The sequence below is a fragment of the Candidatus Nanopelagicales bacterium genome, from assembly GCA_028687755.1.
GTDB lineage: Bacteria > Actinomycetota > Actinomycetes > S36-B12 > S36-B12 > UBA11398.
Map to the genome: position 1 here is coordinate 134,841 of JAQTZL010000001.1, position 19,935 is coordinate 154,775.

The 19,935-nt window shown below is 51.7% G+C and carries 18 protein-coding genes; 2 read left to right on the forward strand and 16 right to left on the reverse strand.

Translation table 11 applies throughout. The features are described 5' to 3' along the window. Positions 1-8: 8 nt before the first annotated feature. The gene (locus PHN51_00745; GenBank protein MDD2817305.1) at positions 9-926 is read left to right on the forward strand and encodes a 5'-3' exonuclease; all 918 of its coding nucleotides are present in this window, start codon (positions 9-11) and stop codon (positions 924-926) included. Here the strand turns inward: PHN51_00745 and PHN51_00750 are convergent. Genes PHN51_00750 through PHN51_00815 form a run of 14 tightly spaced genes read right to left on the reverse strand, consistent with a single transcriptional unit; the run spans position 901 to position 14,838 of the window. Next, positions 901-3,621, reverse strand: coding sequence for a DEAD/DEAH box helicase (locus PHN51_00750; protein ID MDD2817306.1), 2,721 nt, complete (start codon positions 3,619-3,621; stop codon positions 901-903). The two genes, PHN51_00745 and PHN51_00750, sit on opposite strands and share 26 nt — an antisense overlap. Beyond that, the gene (tatC, locus tag PHN51_00755; GenBank protein ID MDD2817307.1) at positions 3,614-4,444 is read right to left on the reverse strand and encodes a twin-arginine translocase subunit TatC; all 831 of its coding nucleotides are present in this window, start codon (positions 4,442-4,444) and stop codon (positions 3,614-3,616) included. The genes PHN51_00750 and tatC overlap by 8 nt, the downstream gene beginning before the upstream one ends. Before the next feature lie 9 nt (positions 4,445-4,453). Continuing rightward, positions 4,454-4,648, reverse strand: a complete 195-nt coding sequence (gene tatA / locus PHN51_00760) for a Sec-independent protein translocase subunit TatA (protein MDD2817308.1) — start codon at positions 4,646-4,648, stop codon at positions 4,454-4,456. A gap of 28 nt (positions 4,649-4,676) precedes the next feature. After that, positions 4,677-5,594, reverse strand: a complete 918-nt coding sequence (locus PHN51_00765) for a WYL domain-containing protein (GenBank protein ID MDD2817309.1) — start codon at positions 5,592-5,594, stop codon at positions 4,677-4,679. Beyond that, positions 5,591-6,550, reverse strand: a complete 960-nt coding sequence (locus PHN51_00770) for a WYL domain-containing protein (protein ID MDD2817310.1) — start codon at positions 6,548-6,550, stop codon at positions 5,591-5,593. The genes PHN51_00765 and PHN51_00770 overlap by 4 nt, the downstream gene beginning before the upstream one ends. Before the next feature lie 5 nt (positions 6,551-6,555). Beyond that, a complete protein-coding gene (locus PHN51_00775) occupies positions 6,556-6,915 on the reverse strand; it encodes an FKBP-type peptidyl-prolyl cis-trans isomerase (GenBank protein MDD2817311.1) in 360 nt (119 codons plus the stop codon). Between the two features lie 9 nt (positions 6,916-6,924). After that, on the reverse strand, positions 6,925-7,509 hold the full coding sequence (locus PHN51_00780; GenBank protein ID MDD2817312.1) for an FKBP-type peptidyl-prolyl cis-trans isomerase: 585 nt from the start codon (positions 7,507-7,509) through the stop codon (positions 6,925-6,927). 39 nt (positions 7,510-7,548) lie between these two features. Continuing rightward, the gene (pafA, locus tag PHN51_00785; GenBank protein ID MDD2817313.1) at positions 7,549-8,913 is read right to left on the reverse strand and encodes a Pup--protein ligase; all 1,365 of its coding nucleotides are present in this window, start codon (positions 8,911-8,913) and stop codon (positions 7,549-7,551) included. Between the two features lie 10 nt (positions 8,914-8,923). Further along, positions 8,924-9,613 carry a proteasome subunit alpha gene (gene prcA, locus PHN51_00790; GenBank protein ID MDD2817314.1) on the reverse strand — a complete coding sequence of 230 codons (690 nt, stop codon included), beginning with the start codon at positions 9,611-9,613 and terminating at the stop codon, positions 8,924-8,926. Beyond that, positions 9,610-10,455, reverse strand: a complete 846-nt coding sequence (prcB, locus tag PHN51_00795) for a proteasome subunit beta (protein ID MDD2817315.1) — start codon at positions 10,453-10,455, stop codon at positions 9,610-9,612. The genes prcA and prcB overlap by 4 nt, the downstream gene beginning before the upstream one ends. Continuing rightward, positions 10,452-10,661 carry a ubiquitin-like protein Pup gene (locus tag PHN51_00800; protein MDD2817316.1) on the reverse strand — a complete coding sequence of 70 codons (210 nt, stop codon included), beginning with the start codon at positions 10,659-10,661 and terminating at the stop codon, positions 10,452-10,454. The genes prcB and PHN51_00800 overlap by 4 nt, the downstream gene beginning before the upstream one ends. 27 nt (positions 10,662-10,688) lie before the next feature. Beyond that, positions 10,689-12,206 carry a depupylase/deamidase Dop gene (dop, locus tag PHN51_00805; GenBank protein MDD2817317.1) on the reverse strand — a complete coding sequence of 506 codons (1,518 nt, stop codon included), beginning with the start codon at positions 12,204-12,206 and terminating at the stop codon, positions 10,689-10,691. 23 nt (positions 12,207-12,229) lie between these two features. Continuing rightward, entirely contained in the window at positions 12,230-13,894 is a 1,665-nt protein-coding gene (gene arc, locus PHN51_00810) for a proteasome ATPase (protein ID MDD2817318.1), read from the reverse strand. A 23-nt stretch (positions 13,895-13,917) separates the two neighbouring features. Continuing rightward, entirely contained in the window at positions 13,918-14,838 is a 921-nt protein-coding gene (locus PHN51_00815; protein MDD2817319.1) for a tRNA (adenine-N1)-methyltransferase, read from the reverse strand. A 40-nt stretch (positions 14,839-14,878) separates the two neighbouring features. Here PHN51_00815 and PHN51_00820 point away from each other — a divergent pair, with 40 nt between their 5' ends. Then, complete coding sequence (locus PHN51_00820; GenBank protein MDD2817320.1) at positions 14,879-15,754, forward strand: PD-(D/E)XK nuclease family protein; 876 nt, start codon at positions 14,879-14,881, stop codon at positions 15,752-15,754. Here the strand turns inward: PHN51_00820 and PHN51_00825 are convergent. Together PHN51_00825 and metH are read right to left on the reverse strand one after the other, a co-directional pair. Further along, positions 15,751-16,413 (reverse strand): HAD family hydrolase, encoded by a 663-nt coding sequence (locus tag PHN51_00825; GenBank protein ID MDD2817321.1) that lies wholly within the window; start codon positions 16,411-16,413, stop codon positions 15,751-15,753. The two genes, PHN51_00820 and PHN51_00825, sit on opposite strands and share 4 nt — an antisense overlap. Next, positions 16,410-19,919 (reverse strand): methionine synthase, encoded by a 3,510-nt coding sequence (gene metH / locus PHN51_00830; protein MDD2817322.1) that lies wholly within the window; start codon positions 19,917-19,919, stop codon positions 16,410-16,412. Before metH ends, PHN51_00825 begins: the two co-directional genes overlap by 4 nt. Positions 19,920-19,935 lie beyond the last annotated feature (16 nt).

Here is a 19,935-nt window from a genome sequence, read left to right on the forward strand (position 1 = left end):
ATTCCCATATGAATCAAGGACCAGTGCTGGTGCTGGACACCGCCTCCCTGTACTACCGATCCTTTTATGCGCTCCCTGCCTCAATGACCGCACCTGACGGGAGGCCTCATCAGGCTTTACGGGGATTTCTCACCATGCTGGATGCTTTCCACACCACGTTTGCACCAAGGTCCATCATCGCTTGCTGGGATGACGACTGGCGTCCACAGTGGCGAGTGGATCTTTTACCAAGTTATAAGACCCACCGAGTGCTCGAAACCACTGACAGTGGTGAATACGTAGAAGACGAGCCAGATGCGCTCAGTGCGCAAATTGATGCGTTGGCGCAGTTGCTTGACGCCTCCAGTGTTGCTCGTCTGGGCTGGCCAGAATTTGAGGCAGATGATGTCGCAGCGACATTAGCTGCTCATGTCCCAGGCCCCGTGATCGTCATATCCGGCGATCGGGATCTGGTGCAGGTTGTTAACGACGCGAACCATGTTCAACTCTTCTTGGCAGTCAATGGGGGTATGCCCAAATGGCCACTACTCAATGAGACTGCTGTTGTTGAACGCTACGGCGTCCATCCTCGTGTGTATGTCGACTTTGCCATCTTGCGCGGAGACCCATCCGATGGCATTCCTGGTGTTCCGGGAATCGGTGAGAAAACAGCAGCTGCCTTGATCCAAGCTCATACAAATCTCGATGGCATTATTGCCGCGGCTGGGAATGATCCCGTCAAACCATTGACACCCCGGATTGCTGCATTATTGCGAGAACACACGGAGGCACTGCGCCTTGCGCAGCAAGTGGCCACTGCGGTGACCACCATTCCAATAGACATCGCCTCCGTCATGCAACCGCAGGAAACACATGTGGAAGCAATAGGTGCCATTGCATCGCAATGGGGCGTAGAGCGATTTATTCCGCAGTGGTTGTCAGCGTAACTTCGGATACTGAAGCAATAACGCCGCGATTGACCAGATCAGCGGCTGCGGCGGCCGTCGTGCGTAATTCACTATCAATAGGCACGGCCTGCGCAATCTGACCCAGCAGATCGATTACTTGCCTGGACCAACGGACAAAATCCCCAGCAGTGAAATCCTCGCGGGAAAGTACCGAGTACAAACTATTGCCCTGGCACCAGCGATACATCGCCCAAACGAAACCGGCGTCAAGCGCCTTGGTCGCATCCACCCTGTGACGCGCCTCAATTCCATGAATATCGAACCACATATCGTGCATGACATCGAGAGCATCACGAATTGCACCGTGCGGAACCTTCGGGGGCTCCCCTTCACCGCTGCGAGATTCAAAAAGCAAAGTGGAACACACTGCAGCTAACTCTGGAGCAGATAGGGACTCCCATGTTCCCTGCTGCAAACACAAAGCAGTGAGCAGATCTGCCTCGGTATATAGCCGCATCAATAGCTGACCATCATCGGTAACTTTGGCATCATCGCCAGCACTCGTCAGATAACCAAGCTCTGTGAGTACTTCGCACACGCGATCGAAGTGGCGCGCTATTGAGTTGGTCCGACCTTCGACCCTTTGTTCTAAATCGTGAATCTCTCTTTGAGCACGGTGATAGCGCTCTGCCCAGCGAGCATGCTGCTCGCGTTCATTACAGCCGTGGCATGGATGCTGACGCATTTGCGAGCGTAGTTCCACGACTACTTCGTCTTCAGTGCGTGGCTCCTTGCCGCGCTTATTCAATCCACGATCACCGACCACTTCACGCAGCGCTGCCGCTAGATCGCGACGGGCGGCAGGGTTTCGAGCCGAAAACGATTTAGGTATCCGTAAACGGCCAAGTACTTCAAGATTGGCATTGACTTCGAGTGAGGAAATTCTCCTAACTTGTCGATCATTGGTCAGCACCAGAGGTCGAGGATCAGAATTGTCACCGCCGAATCCAGTATCGAGAACCACAGCCGGACCAGCTCTTTTCCCGGCAGGAATGATGATGACATCGCCGGGCTTAAGTGCGCGCAAGGTGTCTGTTGCGATTTCTCGACGCTGCGCCGCAGCTGTTCGCGTGACATCTTTCTCACGACGTGAGATCTGTTCCCGAAGTGATGAGTACTCAATGAAATCGCCTAAGTGGCATTCCATGGCGTCGCGATACCCGGCAAGCCCCTCTTCCAACTTGCGTATTTGTGTTGCTAGTCCAACCACTGATCGGTCAGCTTGGAATTGCGCAAAAGATGTCTCGAGAACTTCACGTGCTGTATGCCGCCCAAGCCGGGCCACCAAATTCACTGCCATGTTGTACGAAGGGGTAAATGAAGATCTCAAAGGATATGTTCGAGTTGATGCAAGACCAGCAACCGCTCTTGGATCTAGGCCCTCTTGCCATAACACAACTCCGTGACCTTCAATGTCAATACCGCGTCGACCAGCACGACCGGTGAGTTGGGTGTACTCCCCCGGCGTGAGATCGACATGTGATTCGCCATTCCATTTCGATAATTTTTCAAGAATGACTGATCGGGCAGGCATATTGATGCCCAACGCTAAAGTTTCAGTTGCGAACACCACTTTGATAAGCCCGCGTTGGAACAGGTATTCGACAACCTCTTTGAAGATGGGCAACAGGCCTGCGTGATGAGCAGCAATCCCTCGCTCCAACCCTTCCATCCAATCATCGAATCCGAGCGCAAGCAGATCCTCGTCAGGTAAGTGACGCGTAGCTTCAAGTGCATATTGGCGCACTTCCGTTCGTTCGTGTTTGCTATTGAGCCGCAATCCCGAGTGCAACACTTGCTGAACAGCATCATTGCAACCGTTGCGACTAAAAAGAAAATAGATAGCAGGCAGAAGGCCTTCATCGTCGAGTTTGCGAACTACATCGGAACGGTACGGAGTGAGGTGATTGCGGCGGCGCGAATTGCGATCATCACGTTGATGACGACGGGTTGAATCTCGAGCTAAGCGCTCCAGTTCAGGATTGACCACCTGCTGTTCATCATCAACAAATAGGTCATACAGTTTTGGACCAGCCATCACATGCTGCCAAAGCGGAACCGGTCGATGCTCTTCAACAATGATGTCTGTCTCGCCTCGCACCGTGGCAAGCCACGCGCCGAATTCCTCAGCGTTACTCACCGTTGCGGACAATGCAGCGATACTCACTGATTCTGGAAGGTGAATCATCACCTCTTCCCAAACCGCACCACGGAATCGATCGGCAAGGTAATGAACCTCATCCATCACAACGTATGAAAGCTCGTGCAAGGTACTTGACTCTGCATACAACATGTTGCGAAGCACCTCAGTTGTCATTACAACAACTTGAGCCTCACTATTAATTGAAGTATCACCTGTAAGTAAACCTATATTTTCTGTGCCAAAGTGATCGACAAGATCGTGATACTTCTGATTTGAGAGTGCCTTGATGGGGGTTGTGAAAAAACATTTGCGCCCAGCCTGCAAAGCCAGAAACACCGCGAATTCACCTACGACCGTTTTGCCTGATCCCGTTGGAGCTGCGACAAGTACGCTTTTACCGGCCTCAAGTGATCTACACGCGCGAAGTTGAAAGTCGTCGAGACCGAATGAAAAGCCTTCAGCAAAGGCTTGTACGTATGGAGATTGGGCACGTTGTCGCGAAGCCGCGTAACGTTCTGCTGGACTATTCATCTTCAGACAGAGTCAGAGGAGACATTTCGTCATCATTAAGAGTTGAGTAGTCCGGTTCACGGCGCCGTTTACGAGCACGTCGCTTGTCATTCAACATGGAGAAGATGATTGCGAGAGTTACGAGTAGCAAAATTGGAGTCGCCAACAAAGCCATATTGATTGGATCACCTGTCGGCGTTGCTACAGCGGCAAATATGAACACCACAAAAATAATCCACCGCCACCAACCCAATAAGCGTTTACCAGTGAGAATTCCGGCCATATTGAGAGCAATAAGCACAAGAGGCGCTAGGAATCCGATCGAGAAAACCATAATCATGCGCAAAAAGAACGACAAATAGCGATCGACTGAAACGATATTGGCTACGCCATTAGGCGTGAATCCAAACAATAGGTTGAGTCCCACTGGGAGTACTGAATATGCCATCCAGACGCCAGCGGCAAATAGCGGAGTCGCCACCAATACGAATCCAAAACCCCATCGACGTTCATGTCTATGTAAGCCAGGAGTAATGAAGCGCCACAGTTGATAAAGCCAAATCGGTGAACTCAAAATGATGCCAGCAACTGCCGCAACCTGCAGTTGCAAGACAAATGGATCAGCAACGCCGGTCAATGCCAGTGTGATTTCCCGACCCTCGGCACGAGCTTGAGTCACAACATCATTAAAGGGAGCGCTGATCCAGTCGAAAATCGGCGTGTAATACACCCAACCGACGACCATGCCCAACGCTAAAGCGATACCGGATTTGAGTAATCGAGAACGTAACTCCCGTAAATGAGCATTCAGTGGCATCGCCACGGAACGGTCTGTTCCTGCCATGCTGTGCGACTACTCGTCAGTCGACTTCTTGGCTGGCTCATCCTGTGGAGTTTGATCACTGTCAGTTAGACCCTTGGTCTCCGCCTTGAAAATGCGCAAGGACCGACCGATTCCACGAGCAGCGTCTGGAAGCCGCTTTGCGCCGAAGAGCAGAGCAATGATCAGGACGATGATCAGAATCTCGGGTGCACCGAAACTTTTCATATCCAACTTTCCTTCGCTTGAACGTGGCTTAAGAGTACGCGGAGAGTGCGGCCGCAGCTGCAGCGGCCACCTGAGCGCGAATCTGTGGCGGAGTAATCACCTGCAGGTAGCCCCCAGCAGACAGCACTATGCGAACGAGCCAGTCTGGGTCGCGGTACTGGATTTCCCCATGGAAATTGCCATCTGGGCCCTGGGAGACGGCATCAACCTGCACCAAATCTAGAACCCAACGCCCTGACTCACGAATCTCAACCTCAGCAACATTGGCTGATGATTGCGATGCGCTGATCAATTCATCCGGTAACGAGACAGGCGCGCCTACCTTTGCCTCAACAATACGATCGAGACGAAAGGTTCGCACACCTTCGGCTTGCACACAGTAGGCCTCTAGATAGGTAAACCCGGAATCAACTCGTACCCCTATGGGTTGAACACTGCGAGCCGTGAGCGCATCATCGGTGCCACTGGCATAAACAAGCTCAACCATTGCTTCTGATGCAAGTGCTCGCTCGATGGTGAGTAAAACATCGGTTCGCACTCCGCTGTCAATCAGTACTGAGCCGACCGCACCGTGCTCAAGATGCTGCTCGAGTCGATGGATCAGCCCGTAGAGCACATCACGATCATGTGCGCCAGGCACTTGAGCCAACAGCCGTAAAGCAACCAACAATGACATCACTTCATCGCCTGAAAGTCGAAGCGGGCGATCGAGGGTCTGCGGGTCAATGACATGAATACGGCCATCGTCCCAAAATTGAATATCCACCAATTGGTCAGGCATATGCCCAGGTAATCCGCAGACCACTAGAAGCCACAGATCTTTTTCGCATTGATCGGTAGAAATTCCAAAGTGATCGGCAGCCTCTTGAATCGTCACTCCATCGTGTGTCATCAACCAAGGGACCATGGTCATAAGGCGCGACAAGCGAGGACCAGATGTGCTCATGAGATCGCACCGTGCAAATCTGCTATTTCACGAAGTACTTGCATAACACGGTTACGAATGTGTATCGGCTCAATCACCCGTACTCCTGTACCAGCAGCACAGATCTGCGATACCAAAAGCTCATCAGTGACCGCACTCACGAGAAGTTCAACTTCATCGAAGGGTGAATCATCGCAATTGTTACCGATTCGCAATGCTGCGCCGTGGCCAGCTGCAATGACAACACGTGCGGTGCTGCGCACTTCAGGTGTTTCACCTCGAACGACATCTACTAAATTCAGGTCGCGAGGACGAGCGGTTTCTATGGGCCTTGCAGTGACGGTAACCGTGCCCTGAATTCGTGAAATTCGAAAAGTGCGGCGCGCACCGCGATCATGATCGTGGCCTACGAAATACCAGGATCCGTCATGGGCAATTACTCCCCAGGGATCAACAATTCGCTTTTCCGATTGGGCGTCGTTTCGCCCTTGATACGCAAATGACACGACACATTGTTCGCGTAATGCGGTCATGAGCGGCAGCAGAGCGGCATCTGTAGCCCCTAACCGCATGCTCACTTGATTCAAAAGATCGGGTGCATCGCCGCTAATGGTTTCGATTTTTCGAAGTGCAGTTGTTGCTGAAGCTTCAAGGATGGCTTCCTGACTCACCGCTGCTGCCAATGCAAGTAGCGCAAGTTCATCAGCATTGAATTCAAGATCCGATGTCGCATTTTGTCTGCGTATGAGGTAACCCTCTACCTCACCGTTGACATCAACAACGGTTTCGACCGGGATTCCCATCCCCCGCAACTCATCTTTATCCCGCTCGAACATGCGTTCAAAGGCTGCATCAGACGCGTCAGCACCGTATCCCGCTACCAGCCTTCGAATTTCTGACCGTGAAACAGGACGAGCTGCGCCTAGGAGGCAGAACACCACATTGAGCAGTCGCTCAGTGCGATCAATTCGAGCCAAGGGAATTAGCCGACGTTCAAAAGATCAATAATGAAAACCAGTGTTCGACCAGCCAGACGGTGACCGCCTGATTCACCATATGCAAGTGCAGGAGGGATCACGAGTTGGCGACGGCCACCAACTTTCATGCCTGGGATGCCTTCTTGCCAACCTGCGATCAAACCATTGAGCGGAAATGTGATGGATTCACCTCGATTCCACGACGAATCAAATTCCTCACCATTGTCAAAATCAACGCCGAGATAGTGAACTTCTACACGGCCACCTGGAACAGCCTGCGCACCGTCACCAACGATGAGATCTGTGATGACGAGGGTTGTTGGGGCCGGGCCCTCAATGAAATCAATTTCTGGCTTTTGCGACATGTGAAAATCCTATTTCTGAAATGAGATGAGTTTTACAACGAATGCCAAGGATTCATCAGGCAAAATATCTGGGCTCGGTGGATTAGGACCATAAGACTGGCTCCCTGGCAAAATCAGTAACCGTTCTTCACCGACCTTCATTCCGGGCATCCCAATGCCCCAGCCTGGAATGAGACTGTCAAGGCCATAGGTGATGGGCGCACCGTTTGCCCATGAAGAATCAAATTGCTTCTGGGTCACTAAACCCACACCGCAATAATCAAAAGTCAATGTTTCGGTACCCGTGATCGCAGCACCTTTTCCAGCCACCAAGGTTTTTGACACAACCTGGGTTGCTGGAGCCAACGCGGGGGCGATGGTGATCATCGGGCTTTGACCCACCTGCACGGTCACGCCGTCAACGCTCACACCGGAAGTTGGCGCTGTGGCCGAACTGACAGGCGCTCCGCCAACAACAGCGCAATCGCTGGTGACATATGAACTACTGCTAATCGCTGGTGAACTGACTTGGTCGACGCCTGATGCACCAGTGTCAGCACTGGAACACGCAGCCAACAAGGTTACGGGAATGACAGAGAGAAGAATTCGACGCATGAAAACAGCCTAAAGGGTGGACGATGAGAAATCGGGTACCTACAGCTGTTCGATGAGTCGTTCTACTCGCTCATCGACGCATGTGAATGGATCTTTACAGACAACCGAGCGCTGGGTCTGGTCGTTCAGCTTGAAATTAACCCAATCAACGGTGAAGTCCCTGTGCTTGGCGGTGGCGGCCCGAACAAAATCCCCTCTCAATTTAGCCCGGGTACTTTGAGGGGGCACGGATTTAGCTTTGAAGACCTCCAGGTCGGTTGTCAAGCGTGTTGCCATGCCTTTGTTCTCCAATAGATAAAACAACCCACGCTTTCTCGATACATCGTGATAGGCCAGATCGAGCTGTGCAATTCGCGCGGATGCTAGGTCCAAGTTGTGCTTAGACATATAGCGTTCGAGTAATTTCTTCTTGATGACCCAGTCAATGTCTTCATCAATCAAACTCAGGTTGTCAGTAGCCAACGCTGTTAAGCCTCGTTGCCATAACTCAAGAACCCGCGCATGGATTGGATCCTCATACAGGCCTCGCTTGTCCGCGAATGAACTCACCCGGTCAAAGTATTCCTGCTGAATTTCCAAGGCGGTGAGGGTTCTTCCCGAAGTAAGCCGAACCTTGGCTCCACCAGTGTGATCGTGGCTGATTTCACGAATCGCCCGGATCGGGTTCTCCATGGTCATGTCTTTCATAACACCCCCACCTTCGAGCGTGCGAAGTAAGAGATCAATCATTCCTACCTTCAACATGATGGTGGTTTCGCTCATATTGGAATCCCCAACGATGACGTGCAAGCGTCGATACAAATCGGCGTCTGCATGAGGTTCATCGCGCGTGTTGATGATTGGTCTAGATCGAGTGGTTGCGCTCGATGTCCCTTCCCATATGTGATCCGCACGTTGACTCATTGCATAAATTGCGCCTCGGGGTGTTTGTAGAACCTTTCCTGCTCCTGTGAGTATCTGTCGAGTTATTAACATCGGTATCAGGCGATCTGCGAGCCTTCCAAAGTCACCATGGCGCTCGACCAGGTAATTTTCATGACAGCCATAACTGTTGCCGCCTGTGTCGGTGTTATTTTTAAAGAGGTAGATCTCGCCCTGTATGCCTTCAGCAGCCAATCGAGCTTGACCGTCTTCAACCAGGCCCTCCAAGATCCGGTCCCCTGCTCGATCATGAAGAAGTAACTGATGAACGCTGTCACATTCCGGTGTTGCATATTCTGGGTGGCTACCAACGTCGAGGTACAAGCGCGAGCCGTTACCCAAGAACACATTGCTGCTGCGTCCCCAGGAAACGACACGACGAAACAAATAACGTGCCACTTCGTCTGGACTCAAACGACGCTGACCCTGAAAGGTGCAACTCACGCCATATTCGGTCTCGATACCGAAGATTCGCCGATGCACAGGAATCAGACTAAGACAAGAGTTCGTTGAGCTTGCTGCCAGTGATACGCATAAAGGTGCGGCGAGGCCGATGACGGTCAAGCACCGCTACTTCAAGCTGAGCAGGTTCTATGGCACGTGGTGTTTCTGCTCCGAATTCACCCAACAGACTCACTGCCAAATCAAGCGAGGACTTCAGATCCATCCCCTCGTGCCAACGAGTAGCAAGGGCAGTACTCATAGCTTCGGCCTGACCACCCATCGCAACGTATCCTCGTTCATCTGCAACCGACCCATCAAAGGTGAGTCGATACAACTGATCATCGGCAGATGTGGTGCCAACTTCTGCAACAACGATTTCAACTTCAAAAGGCTTGGGCTGATCCGTGAAAATCGTGCCCAGCGTTTGTGCGTATGCGTTAGCCAGGCTTCGACCGTTAACATCCCGACGGTCATATGCGTAACCACGCATATCTGCTAACCGAACCCCAGCAACTCTGAGATTCTCGAACTCGTTGTACTTGCCCACGGCCGCAAACCCAATGCGGTCATAAATTTCACTGATTTTATGCAGTGCACGCGACGTATTCTCAGCAACAAAAAGCACACCATCGGTGTATTCAAGGACGATCACACTGCGACCACGAGCGATGCCTTTGCGTGCGTAGTCAGCTTTATCTTTTATCAGTTGTTCTGGTGCAACATAGAAAGGAGTGCTCATGATTGACCTTCCATATTGACAAGAGGCCCATCTGGGCGACGTTGTCGCGACTCAACTATGCCTTGCACGATCGGCGCTAACTCAGATTCACCTAGAACGCGTACACCGTTAACGTCCGTTACGGTAACAACTGGATATATCCCTCGAGAAATATCAGGACCACCCGTTGCGCTGTCGTCGTCAGCTGCGTCGTAGAGAGCTTCCAGTGCAACCGTCACGGCTTGCATTGATGCCATATCTTCCCGATACATCTTTTTCATTGATCCACGCGCAAAAAATGATCCCGATCCAACAGCGTGGTAGTCATGTTCTTCATAACGTCCGCCAGTGACGTCATACGAAAAGATTCGACCGCGCTGCCTGTCCAGATCAAATCCGGCAAACATAGGTACCACAGCTAGACCCTGCATCGCCATACCAAGATTCCCGCGAAGCAGCGCTGAAAGCCTGTTGGCTTTTCCGTCCAGGCTGAGTTGCACGCCTTCGATTTTCTCGTAATGCTCCAACTCAACCTGGAACAGACGGACCAATTCAATTGCAAGACCTGCAGTGCCGGCGATGCCGATAACAGAGTGATCGTCAGCTGGAAACACTTTCTCGATATCGCGCTGGGAAATGACGTTACCCATGGTGGCCCGACGGTCACCAGCCATCACAGCGCCAAAGGCACCACGAAGTGCAACAATTGTTGTGCCATGCGGGGCTAAGTGTGTTGTGTCAATAGAGGCCTGAAGTAGCCGCGCAGTGAGTACATCTGGGGCGAGATCTGCAAGAAAATCTGCAAAGGATGGTGAACCATTTCGCATAAAGGCGGGAGGCAACATCCCACCGTTGTCACTCATTGCCCACCCTTTTGTACAAACGACTTCACGAACTGTTCTGCATTCACTTCAAGAACATCATCAATCTCATCGAGCAGTGCGTCGACATCGGCATCCAATGCTGCCTTATGTTCGGCGTCGACGCGTGATGGCGAAGGCGTTGCGTCATCTTGAGGTTCATGTTCTGAGTGTCCAGCTTTGCGCTCAATGTTCTCTTGACCAGGCATGAGCCAAGGCTACCTGCGTTATCGAAATCACGCACTCAACAGGGCTATGAGTTCTTCGGCCGTGTTGGCTTGAACGAGCAACTCCTCAACTAACGCCTTCGTGCCCCTACTTGGCTCAAGGGTGGGCACTCGTGTGAGTGATTCACGTCCCGGCAAGTCAAAGACAAGTGAATCCCATGATGCGGCCGAGATTTCATTGGGATATTTACGAAGACATTCACCCCTGAAGTACGCACGCGTGTCTTCTGGGGGGTGAATACGTGCACGTTCAATTTGTTCATCGGTGAACATTCGCCGCAATTGGCCTCGCTCTTCCAGCCGTTGCGAGAGCCCACGATCTTTTCGAATATCTGAATATTGAAGATCAATGACCTGTAATTGAGCAGACCCCCACTCCAAATTATCTCGAGTGCGATAGGCCTCCATGAGGCGCAGTTTGGCTACCCAATCCAATACATCAGCGCAATCCATTGGATCCCGATCAAGCCGATCAAGCACATCGCCCCACAGTGCAAGTACATCTCGAGTTTCAGGGTCAATATCCGCCCCATATTCAGCCTCGCAATACAAGGCTGCCCACTCCCAAAGTTCGCGCTGAATTTCAATTGCAGTCCAGTGTCGATCCCCAGACAGACCTACTCGCTGGCGCAAAGAGACATCGTGACTCACTGCGTACATCGAGCGAATCGGTTCAGCAACGGACAAGTCTTTTCCAGAGAGGAAGCCGCTTTCCAACATACTGAGCACAAGAGACGTGGTGCCCATCTTTAAATAGGTTGCCGTGTCGCTCATGTTCGCATCGCCAACGATCACATGAAGCCGCCGAAACCGCTCAGCATCACAATGCGGTTCATCACGAGTGTTGATAATTGGTCGCTTAAATGTTGTTTCTAGACCAACTTCAGCCTCGAAAAAATCAGCACGTTGACTGAGTTGGTACGCCATTGTTTTGGATTCTTGACCTACCCCAAGGCGTCCTGCCCCTGTGAAGATCTGTCGGGTGATAAAGAATGGCGTCAACCACGCAACAATCGAAGCAAATGGTGTCGCACGATTCATAAGATAATTTTCATGGGTGCCATACGAGGCACCTTTGTTGTCAGTGTTGTTTTTGTACAACATGACAGGCAGATCAACGCCATCCGTGGTGGTGTAATTTGCGGCCTTGGACATAACCACCATGCCAGCTCGATCCCATAGAACTGCATCTCTGGGCCCAGTTACCTCGGGTGAGGAATATTCTGGATGCGCGTGATCAACATAAAATCGCGCACCGTTAGTCAAGATTACGTTTGCCATTGTGATGTCATCGTCAGTGAGCTGTGTTGGATCAGCTTCCGCACGGGTCATATCAAACCCACGCGCATCGCGTAACGGTGACTCCTCTGCGTAATCCCATTTGGGATTTCGTTGGCGTCCCATCACTTCATTACGCGCATAAGCATTGACTAAACGAGTTGACGAAGCCATTGCGTTCATGACGCGCACTCCGGGCACCGTGATTCCATACTCGGTTTCTATCCCCATGATCCGCTTCACGGTCATTTGTGCACCACCCGAAATGACATTTACAGATATTGACCGGTATTGGCAAGTGTCGCGATAGATCGACCAGCTTCGTTGCCTTTAACACCTTGAACTAGCGTACGAATGAACACGATTCGTTCACCCTTCTTGCCTGAGATTCGCGCCCAATCATCTGGATTGGTGGTGTTTGGCAAGTCTTCATTTTCACGGAATTCCTCCAGGGCACCGTCCAGCAAATGCTCGATACGGATTCCCTTCTCCCCTGTTTCAAGAAATGCCTTGATCGAAGCTTTCTTCGCGCGCGCGACGATATTTTCGATCATTGCCCCTGAATTGAAATCCTTGAAATACAGAACTTCCTTGTCACCACCGGCATAGGTAACTTCCAAGAATCTATTGTTATCAGACTCTGCGTAAATCATTTCTACTGTTCGTTCAATCATCGACGTACACGCAGCGTCGCGACTTCCACCATGGGCGGCAATGTCGTCAGCATGAATTGGAAGTTCTGGCACAAGGTACTTGCTGAAAATCTCCTGGGCTGCTTGGGCATCTGGGCGCGCAATTTTAATTTTTACATCGAGACGACCAGGTCGTAGAATCGCTGGATCAATCATGTCTTCGCGATTGGATGCCCCGATCACGATCACATTCTCAAGGCGCTCAACACCATCAATTTCTGCAAGCAGTTGCGGGACAATGGTGTTTTCCACATCGCTGGAAACACCGGAGCCACGAGTGCGAAACAGTGAATCCATTTCGTCGAAAAAGACTATGACAGGCGTGCCTTCTGATGCCTTCTCACGAGCGCGCTGGAATACCAACCTGATGTGACGTTCTGTCTCTCCCACATACTTATTCAGTAACTCGGGGCCCTTAATGTTTAGAAAGAAGGATCGCCCTTCATCAACACCATTTCGCTCAGCTATTTTTTTAGCTAACGAATTTGCGACCGCCTTGGCAATAAGGGTCTTACCACAACCAGGAGGCCCATAGAGCAAAATTCCCTTAGGCGGCATGAGCTGATGTTCGGTGTAGAGATCAGGATGAAGGAAAGGCAATTCCACGGCATCACGAATAGATTCGATCTGAACGCCTAATCCGCCGATATCTTCATATTGAATATCGGGAACCTCTTCAAGTATGAGTTCTTCAACCTCAGATTTGGCTACCTTTTCGGTGGCATAGCCCGAGCGAATATCAAGCAGCAGTGAATCCCCTGCCTTGAGTTTGATTTCCTGCAACGGTTGAGCGAGCCTGATGACACGTTCCTCATCCGAACGCCCAATCACGAGTGCCCGAGATCCGTGATCCAGGATTTCTTTGAGTTGCACGATCTCGCCAACATCTTCAAAGTCGCGTACGCCAATGATGGTCATCGCATCACTCAACATAACTTCTTGGCCGGGAACTATCGCGTCAACAACTACCCCTGGACCGATTGGTACCTGCATTTTGCGACCAGAAGACAAAACTTCGGCACTGTTTTCATCAACCGACTCAAGAAACGTTGCATATCCGGCTGGAGGAAGTGCAATGCGATCGAGCTCCGTTTTCAGTTCAACAATCTGTTCGCGTGCGTCGCGCAAGGTACCGATGAGGCGGGCATTGTGATCTTTTTGCGCGACAAGATCGGCACGCAATCGATTAAGTGCAACCTCAAGTGCCGCCGCTCGACTGCTTTCCGTGAAGTCCGGATCAGTCATGGATGCCTCCTCACCGCTCGTTGTCAGGACTCTAACTGCTCCACTGGAGTTTGAGATGCAATTCCAGCTTCAGCGCCCGGCCCACTGTAATCCTCACCATAAGCACCTGGTGCTGGACGGCGACGACGTGGAGGGAGGACAGAACCTGGAGCAAGGCGACGACAGGTAACCAAAAATCCCGTGTGCCCATTCATGCGATGGTCAGGTCGAACAGACAACCCATCCAAGTGCCAAGTGCGCAGCATGCTTTCTTCGGCGCGTGGCTCAGTCCAAAGCCCCGTCACGCGAATGGTTTCAACAAGTTTTGACAGCTGCGTTGTTGTGGCGACGTAACCAACGAAAACACCACCTGGAGCCACCGCTTTTTCCACTGCGTCCAGACACTCCCACGGTGCCAACATGTCCAACACCACCGCATCGAGCATGGTTTCCTTGAGTTCTGTCGCCAAGTCGCCCAACTGCAGTGTCCAAGACTTTGGATGATCACCAAACCACGTAGCGACGTTCGCCTGGGCAATCTTGGCGAATTCTTCGCGACGTTCAAAGGAAAAAAGTTGCCCCTCTTCACCCAGTGCCTTTAATAGAGAACAGGTCAATGCGCCTGAACCCACTCCAGCTTCCGCAATACGATCGCCAGGGTGCACATTCATCAGGCCGACGATGCGAGCCGCGTCTTTTGGATACACGGGTGTAGCCCCACGTGGCATAGACAAAACAAAATCGTCCAGGAGTGGTCGCAGGGCAAGATATGCCGAGCCGCCTGTTGCATAAATAACTGAACCAGATTCAAGGCCAATAATATCGGTGTGATCGATACCGCCACGATGGGTGTGAAAGGTCTTTCCGACGATTAACTTGATCGTGTGGATTTTCCCTTTGGGATCAGTGAGCTGAACAAGGTCCCCTTCACCGAAAGGACCTTTACTTCGCGACGCCATCGACATTTGCCTTAGCGTAGTGGAGCGTGCATCTACAGTGATCAATGTGACCTCGAACTTCCCATCGTCCCTCTCGCCATCCAGAGCAAATGATTTTCAAAGCTGCCCGTTGAAGTTTCGGTTGCGCAATTTAGACCGAATTCCTGAGGCTCCATCTGCAGCAGCTTTACGCGGCAATCTTGTTCATACCGCTTTGGAGCGACTCTTCGATCTGCCAGCTCCACAACGAACTGTTGCTGCTACGGCACTTTTTTTGGAGCAAGCGTGGCTCGATTTAGCGCAGGTGAACCCCGCAGGAATCTCGGCTTTGCTCATCGACGCCAAGCTCCCTGATGAACCCCATAACGCACAGAGTTTCGCTGCAGCAATGGTTTCCCGCATCGAGCCGTTACTTAACACGTATTTCACACTTGAAGATCCAACTCGGTTGCAACCACACGCTCGTGAGATGGCAGTCAATGTGAGCATCGCTGAAGGCTTTGGAATTCGCGGATTTATCGATCGCATTGATATTTCACCAGCAGGCCGAGTGCGCATCGTTGATTACAAAACGGGCAAAGCACCAAGGGCTGGCTTTGAATCCACAGCGATGTTTCAAATGCGCTTCTATGCCCTTGCCTGGTGGCGCATGACCGGAGATATCCCGGCCATGTTGCAACTCATTTATTTAGGTAGCAAGGAAGTGCTGCGGTACGAACCTGCCGAACAGGATCTACTCGTCACCGAGCGCAAAATTCTTTCCATTCGCGAGCAAATTCAACAAGCTGTCGCCGATGGATTTACACCCAAACCTTCACGCTTATGTGGTTGGTGCTCGTATCAGCACCTGTGCCCGCAATATGGCGGAACTATTCCAGAACTACCCCACTCGGACACCTGGGAGTCAACAAGTTTCGAATCAGTTCGTACCCAAGAGGGCTAACCGAACTTACTCCACAACATTGCTAGATCCGTGCCTTCAAGTGTGGGTACTGTCACTAACCCTGGCCTTTGGGATATTTCAGTGATGTGTGGAATTGCAATAACCAGACATCCCGCATCGCGCGCCGACTGCGCACCAGGTGGCGAATCTTCAAATGCTAGGCATTGATGAGGCTCGAAATTTAAGGCGCGAGCGGCCATGAGGTACGGATCTGGGTGAGGCTTCGTTTGCACCACTTCATCCCCTCCGACAGTAAACGCAAACGCCGTTCGCCCAAGATCCTGGTTAATGGATTGTTCAACAACCTCAATGATGCGCCGCCAGGAGGCCGTGACGAGTGCTGTGGGAATGCCTGCCTCGAGCGCCTCAACAAGTAATGCTCGGGCACCCGGCTGCCACTGCAGAGGTGTTGAGCCATACAACTGCCCCATCACCACGAGTAAGCGTTCGAGAACTACGTGATGTGGTTGATCGGTATCTGACTTTTCCACCATGTAATCAACTGCGCGCTCTATTGGGCCACCGAGGCAATGCTGCTGATCGGCATGAGACCAATCCGCTCCCAATTCCTGCATGACCAAACGCTCGCCAGCAAGCCAAAGATGTTCAGAATCAACCAGCGTGCCATCCATATCGAAGAGCACCGCACTAGGCATCATGTCGCGTTGAAGTACTTTGCCTCGGGATGGTGAACGATGATTGCGCTAGTTGACTGTTCTGGGTGCAATTGGAATTCCTCAGATAATTCAACGCCAATTCGATCCGGCTTTAGGAGTTCCATCAACTGCACCTGCTGATCCAAATCAGGGCAAGCTGGGTAACCGAATGAATATCGAGAGCCGCGATATCCCTGCTTGGCAATCAACGTGTCCATGTCGGGGTTGTCTTCCCCTCGAAGGCCAAGCTCTTCACGGGTGCGAGCATGCCAATATTCGGCAAGCGCCTCTGTGAGTTGGACTGAAAGACCATGCAATTCCAAATAATCACGGTAGTTATCGGCCTCAAAAAGTTTTGCCGTAGCACGCGAGGCAGCTTCGCCCATCGTGACAACATGGAAAGCCACGACATCGAGTTCGCCTGATTCCTTCGATTTGAAGAAGTCACTAATGCACAGATGACGATCTCTGGTTTGACGCGGGAACCACAAACGAGTGCGTTCTTCACCCTTGTTAGGTCCATCTTCATGAACGATAACTAACTCATTGCCCTCGCTGTAGCAAGGGAAATAACCGTAAGCGACTGCCGGTTCAATTGCGCCATCAGTTTGAATGCGATCCAGCCACATGCGCAAGCGTGGTCGACCTTCAGTTTCCACGAGTTCTTGATATGACGGCCCGTCTCCTCGAGTTGGCTTTAATCCCCATTGACCAAGGAAGAGAGCGCGTTCGTCGAGATATGGCACGTAATCAGCAAGCGGAATACCCTTCACAATCCGATCACCAAAAAACGGTGCAACTGGTACAGGGATTGCGTCAGACACATCAGAGCGAGAAGGCATGTCTTCTGGTGCTGTAACACTGACCTTGGCAGCTGAAGTGACCTTGCGCTTACGCGCCTCAGGAAGTGCGGCGCCAGGAACTCCACGCTTAACACCCATGACTGCATCCATCAAGCGCAATCCTTCGAATGCATCTCTGGCATAACGCACTTGACCGGTGTACATGTCTTGGAGATCTTGTTCAACGAAAGCACGAGTCAAAGCTGCGCCGCCTAGAAGTACGGGGTACTTCTCTCCGATGCCTCGAGTATTCATCTCTTCAAGATTTTCACGCATGATGACCGTGCTCTTTACGAGCAAACCACTCATGCCGATGGCATCTGCCTTGTGTTCCTCCGCTGCATCAATGATGGCGTTAATCGGTTGTTTGATGCCAATATTCACAACGTTATATCCGTTGTTGGTCAAAATGATGTCAACGAGGTTTTTACCAATGTCATGGACATCGCCCTTAACCGTAGCTAGCACCATGGTGCCTTTGCCCTCTTCATCAGTTCGTTCCATGAATGGCTCGAGATAAGCAACAGCTGTTTTCATCACTTCTGCACTTTGCAGGACGAATGGCAGTTGCATTTCGCCAGATCCAAAAAGCTGACCTACAGTCTTCATACCTTCCAGCAAGGTTTCATTGACGATTGCCAATGCTGGTTTCTCAAGTAGTGCAGCTTCGAGATCAGCTTCCAATCCATTGCGCTCGCCATCAATAATGCGACGTTCCAGTCGCTCAAAGAGTGGAAGTTTTGCCATTTCTTCAGCGCGAGATGCATTCAAGGATTTTGTTTCGACACCATCAAAAAGTTCGAGGAAATGTGACAACGGATCATGGGTGAGTTCCCCAGCGTCGTTGTAGATACGACGGTCGTACACCAGATCAAGAGCACCTTGGCGCTGATCCTCAGGGATACGGTTCATGGGCAAGATCTTCGAGGCGTGCGCAATAGCTGACGTCAGTCCTACTGCGATGCACTCGTTGAGGAAAACAGAGTTCAGAACTTGGCGTGCCGCTGGATTCAAACCAAAGGACACATTGGACAAACCTAGGGTTGTTTGAAGACCCGGGTAACGCTCATGGAGCACCCTGATTGCTTCAATCGTCTCAATACCGTCGCGACGCGTTTCTTCTTGGCCCGTTGCAATGGGGAACGTCAGAGTGTCAACCATGATGTCTTCAACAGACATACCCCAGTTTTCGGTGAGGTCTTTGATTAGGCGTTCTGCAACACGAATCTTCCATTCGGCCGTGCGCGCCTGACCCTCTTCGTCAATCGTCAATGCGACAACCGCTGCACCATGCTCCTTAACCAGCGGCATGATTTTACCGAAACGAGATTCTGGACCATCGCCATCTTCATAGTTGACCGAATTGACGATTGCGCGTCCGCCGAGCATTTCTAGGCCAGCTTCAAGAACAGCAGGCTCGGTTGAATCCAGCATGATCGGCAAAGTGCTTGCGGTGGCAAGTCGACCTGCAAGGTCACGCATATCGCCAACACCATCGCGCCCTACGTAGTCAATGCACAAATCAAGAACATGCGCGCCATCGCGAATTTGCGCGCGTGCAATTTCAATGCAGTCATCCCAATTGGCGGAAAGCATTGCTTCGCGAAATGCCTTTGACCCATTGGCATTGGTTCGCTCACCGATTGATAAGTACGTTGTGTCTTGTCGGAAGGGCACGGATTGGTAGAGCGATGCAACCGAGGCATCACGCTGCGGTGATCGCTGAGCGATTGATCGCCCATGCACACGCTTGACGACTGCTTCAAGATGAGCAGGAGTCGTTCCACAGCATCCACCAATAAGCCCTAATCCATATTCCTTGGTGAAATTGTCATGTGCGTCAGCAAGTTCTTCTGGGCTCAGCGGGTAATACGCACCATCTGAGGTGAGTTCAGGCAATCCGGCATTGGGCATTGCAGAAATACCAATGTTTGCGGTCTTTGCCAGAGTGCGCAGATGCTCACTCATCTCAGCTGGACCGGTAGCACAGTTCAAGCCAATGACATCAATACCAAGTGGCTCCAAGGCCGTGAGTGCGGCACCAATTTCAGAGCCGAGCAGCATCGTGCCTGTGGTCTCCACCGTCACCTGCGCGATCACCGGCAGATCGACACCGGCAACCGTCAACGCACGCCGTGCACCAATGAGTGCAGCTTTGGCTTGCAGAAGGTCTTGTGAGGTTTCAATCAAGATGGCATCAGCGCCACCATCGATGAGACCGCGAACTTGCTCTTGGTAGGCATCACGTAGCAAGGCGTATGGAGCATGCCCCAGTGAAGGCAATTTGGTACCTGGTCCTACAGAACCCAACACCCAACGGGGTCGATCTGGGGTCGACCACTTATCTGCACACTCACGGGCAATGCGGGCTCCGGCTTCAGCGAGTTCATAAATTCGCTCAGTGATGTCATATTCGCCGAGGTTGGCGTAGTTAGCGCCAAAAGTATTGGTCTCAACGCAATCCACACCCACGGCGAAATATGCATCGTGAACACTGGCCACGACGTCTGGCCGAGTAACGTTCAGAATCTCATTGCAGCCCTCATACCCCTGAAAATCCTCGAGGGAGGGATCGGCAGCTTGGAGCATGGTGCCCATAGCGCCGTCGGCAATCACTACTCTGGTGGCGAGGGCCTCGCGAAGGCTTGAATGCGACGATGGAGTCATGATGGGCCAAGTCTAC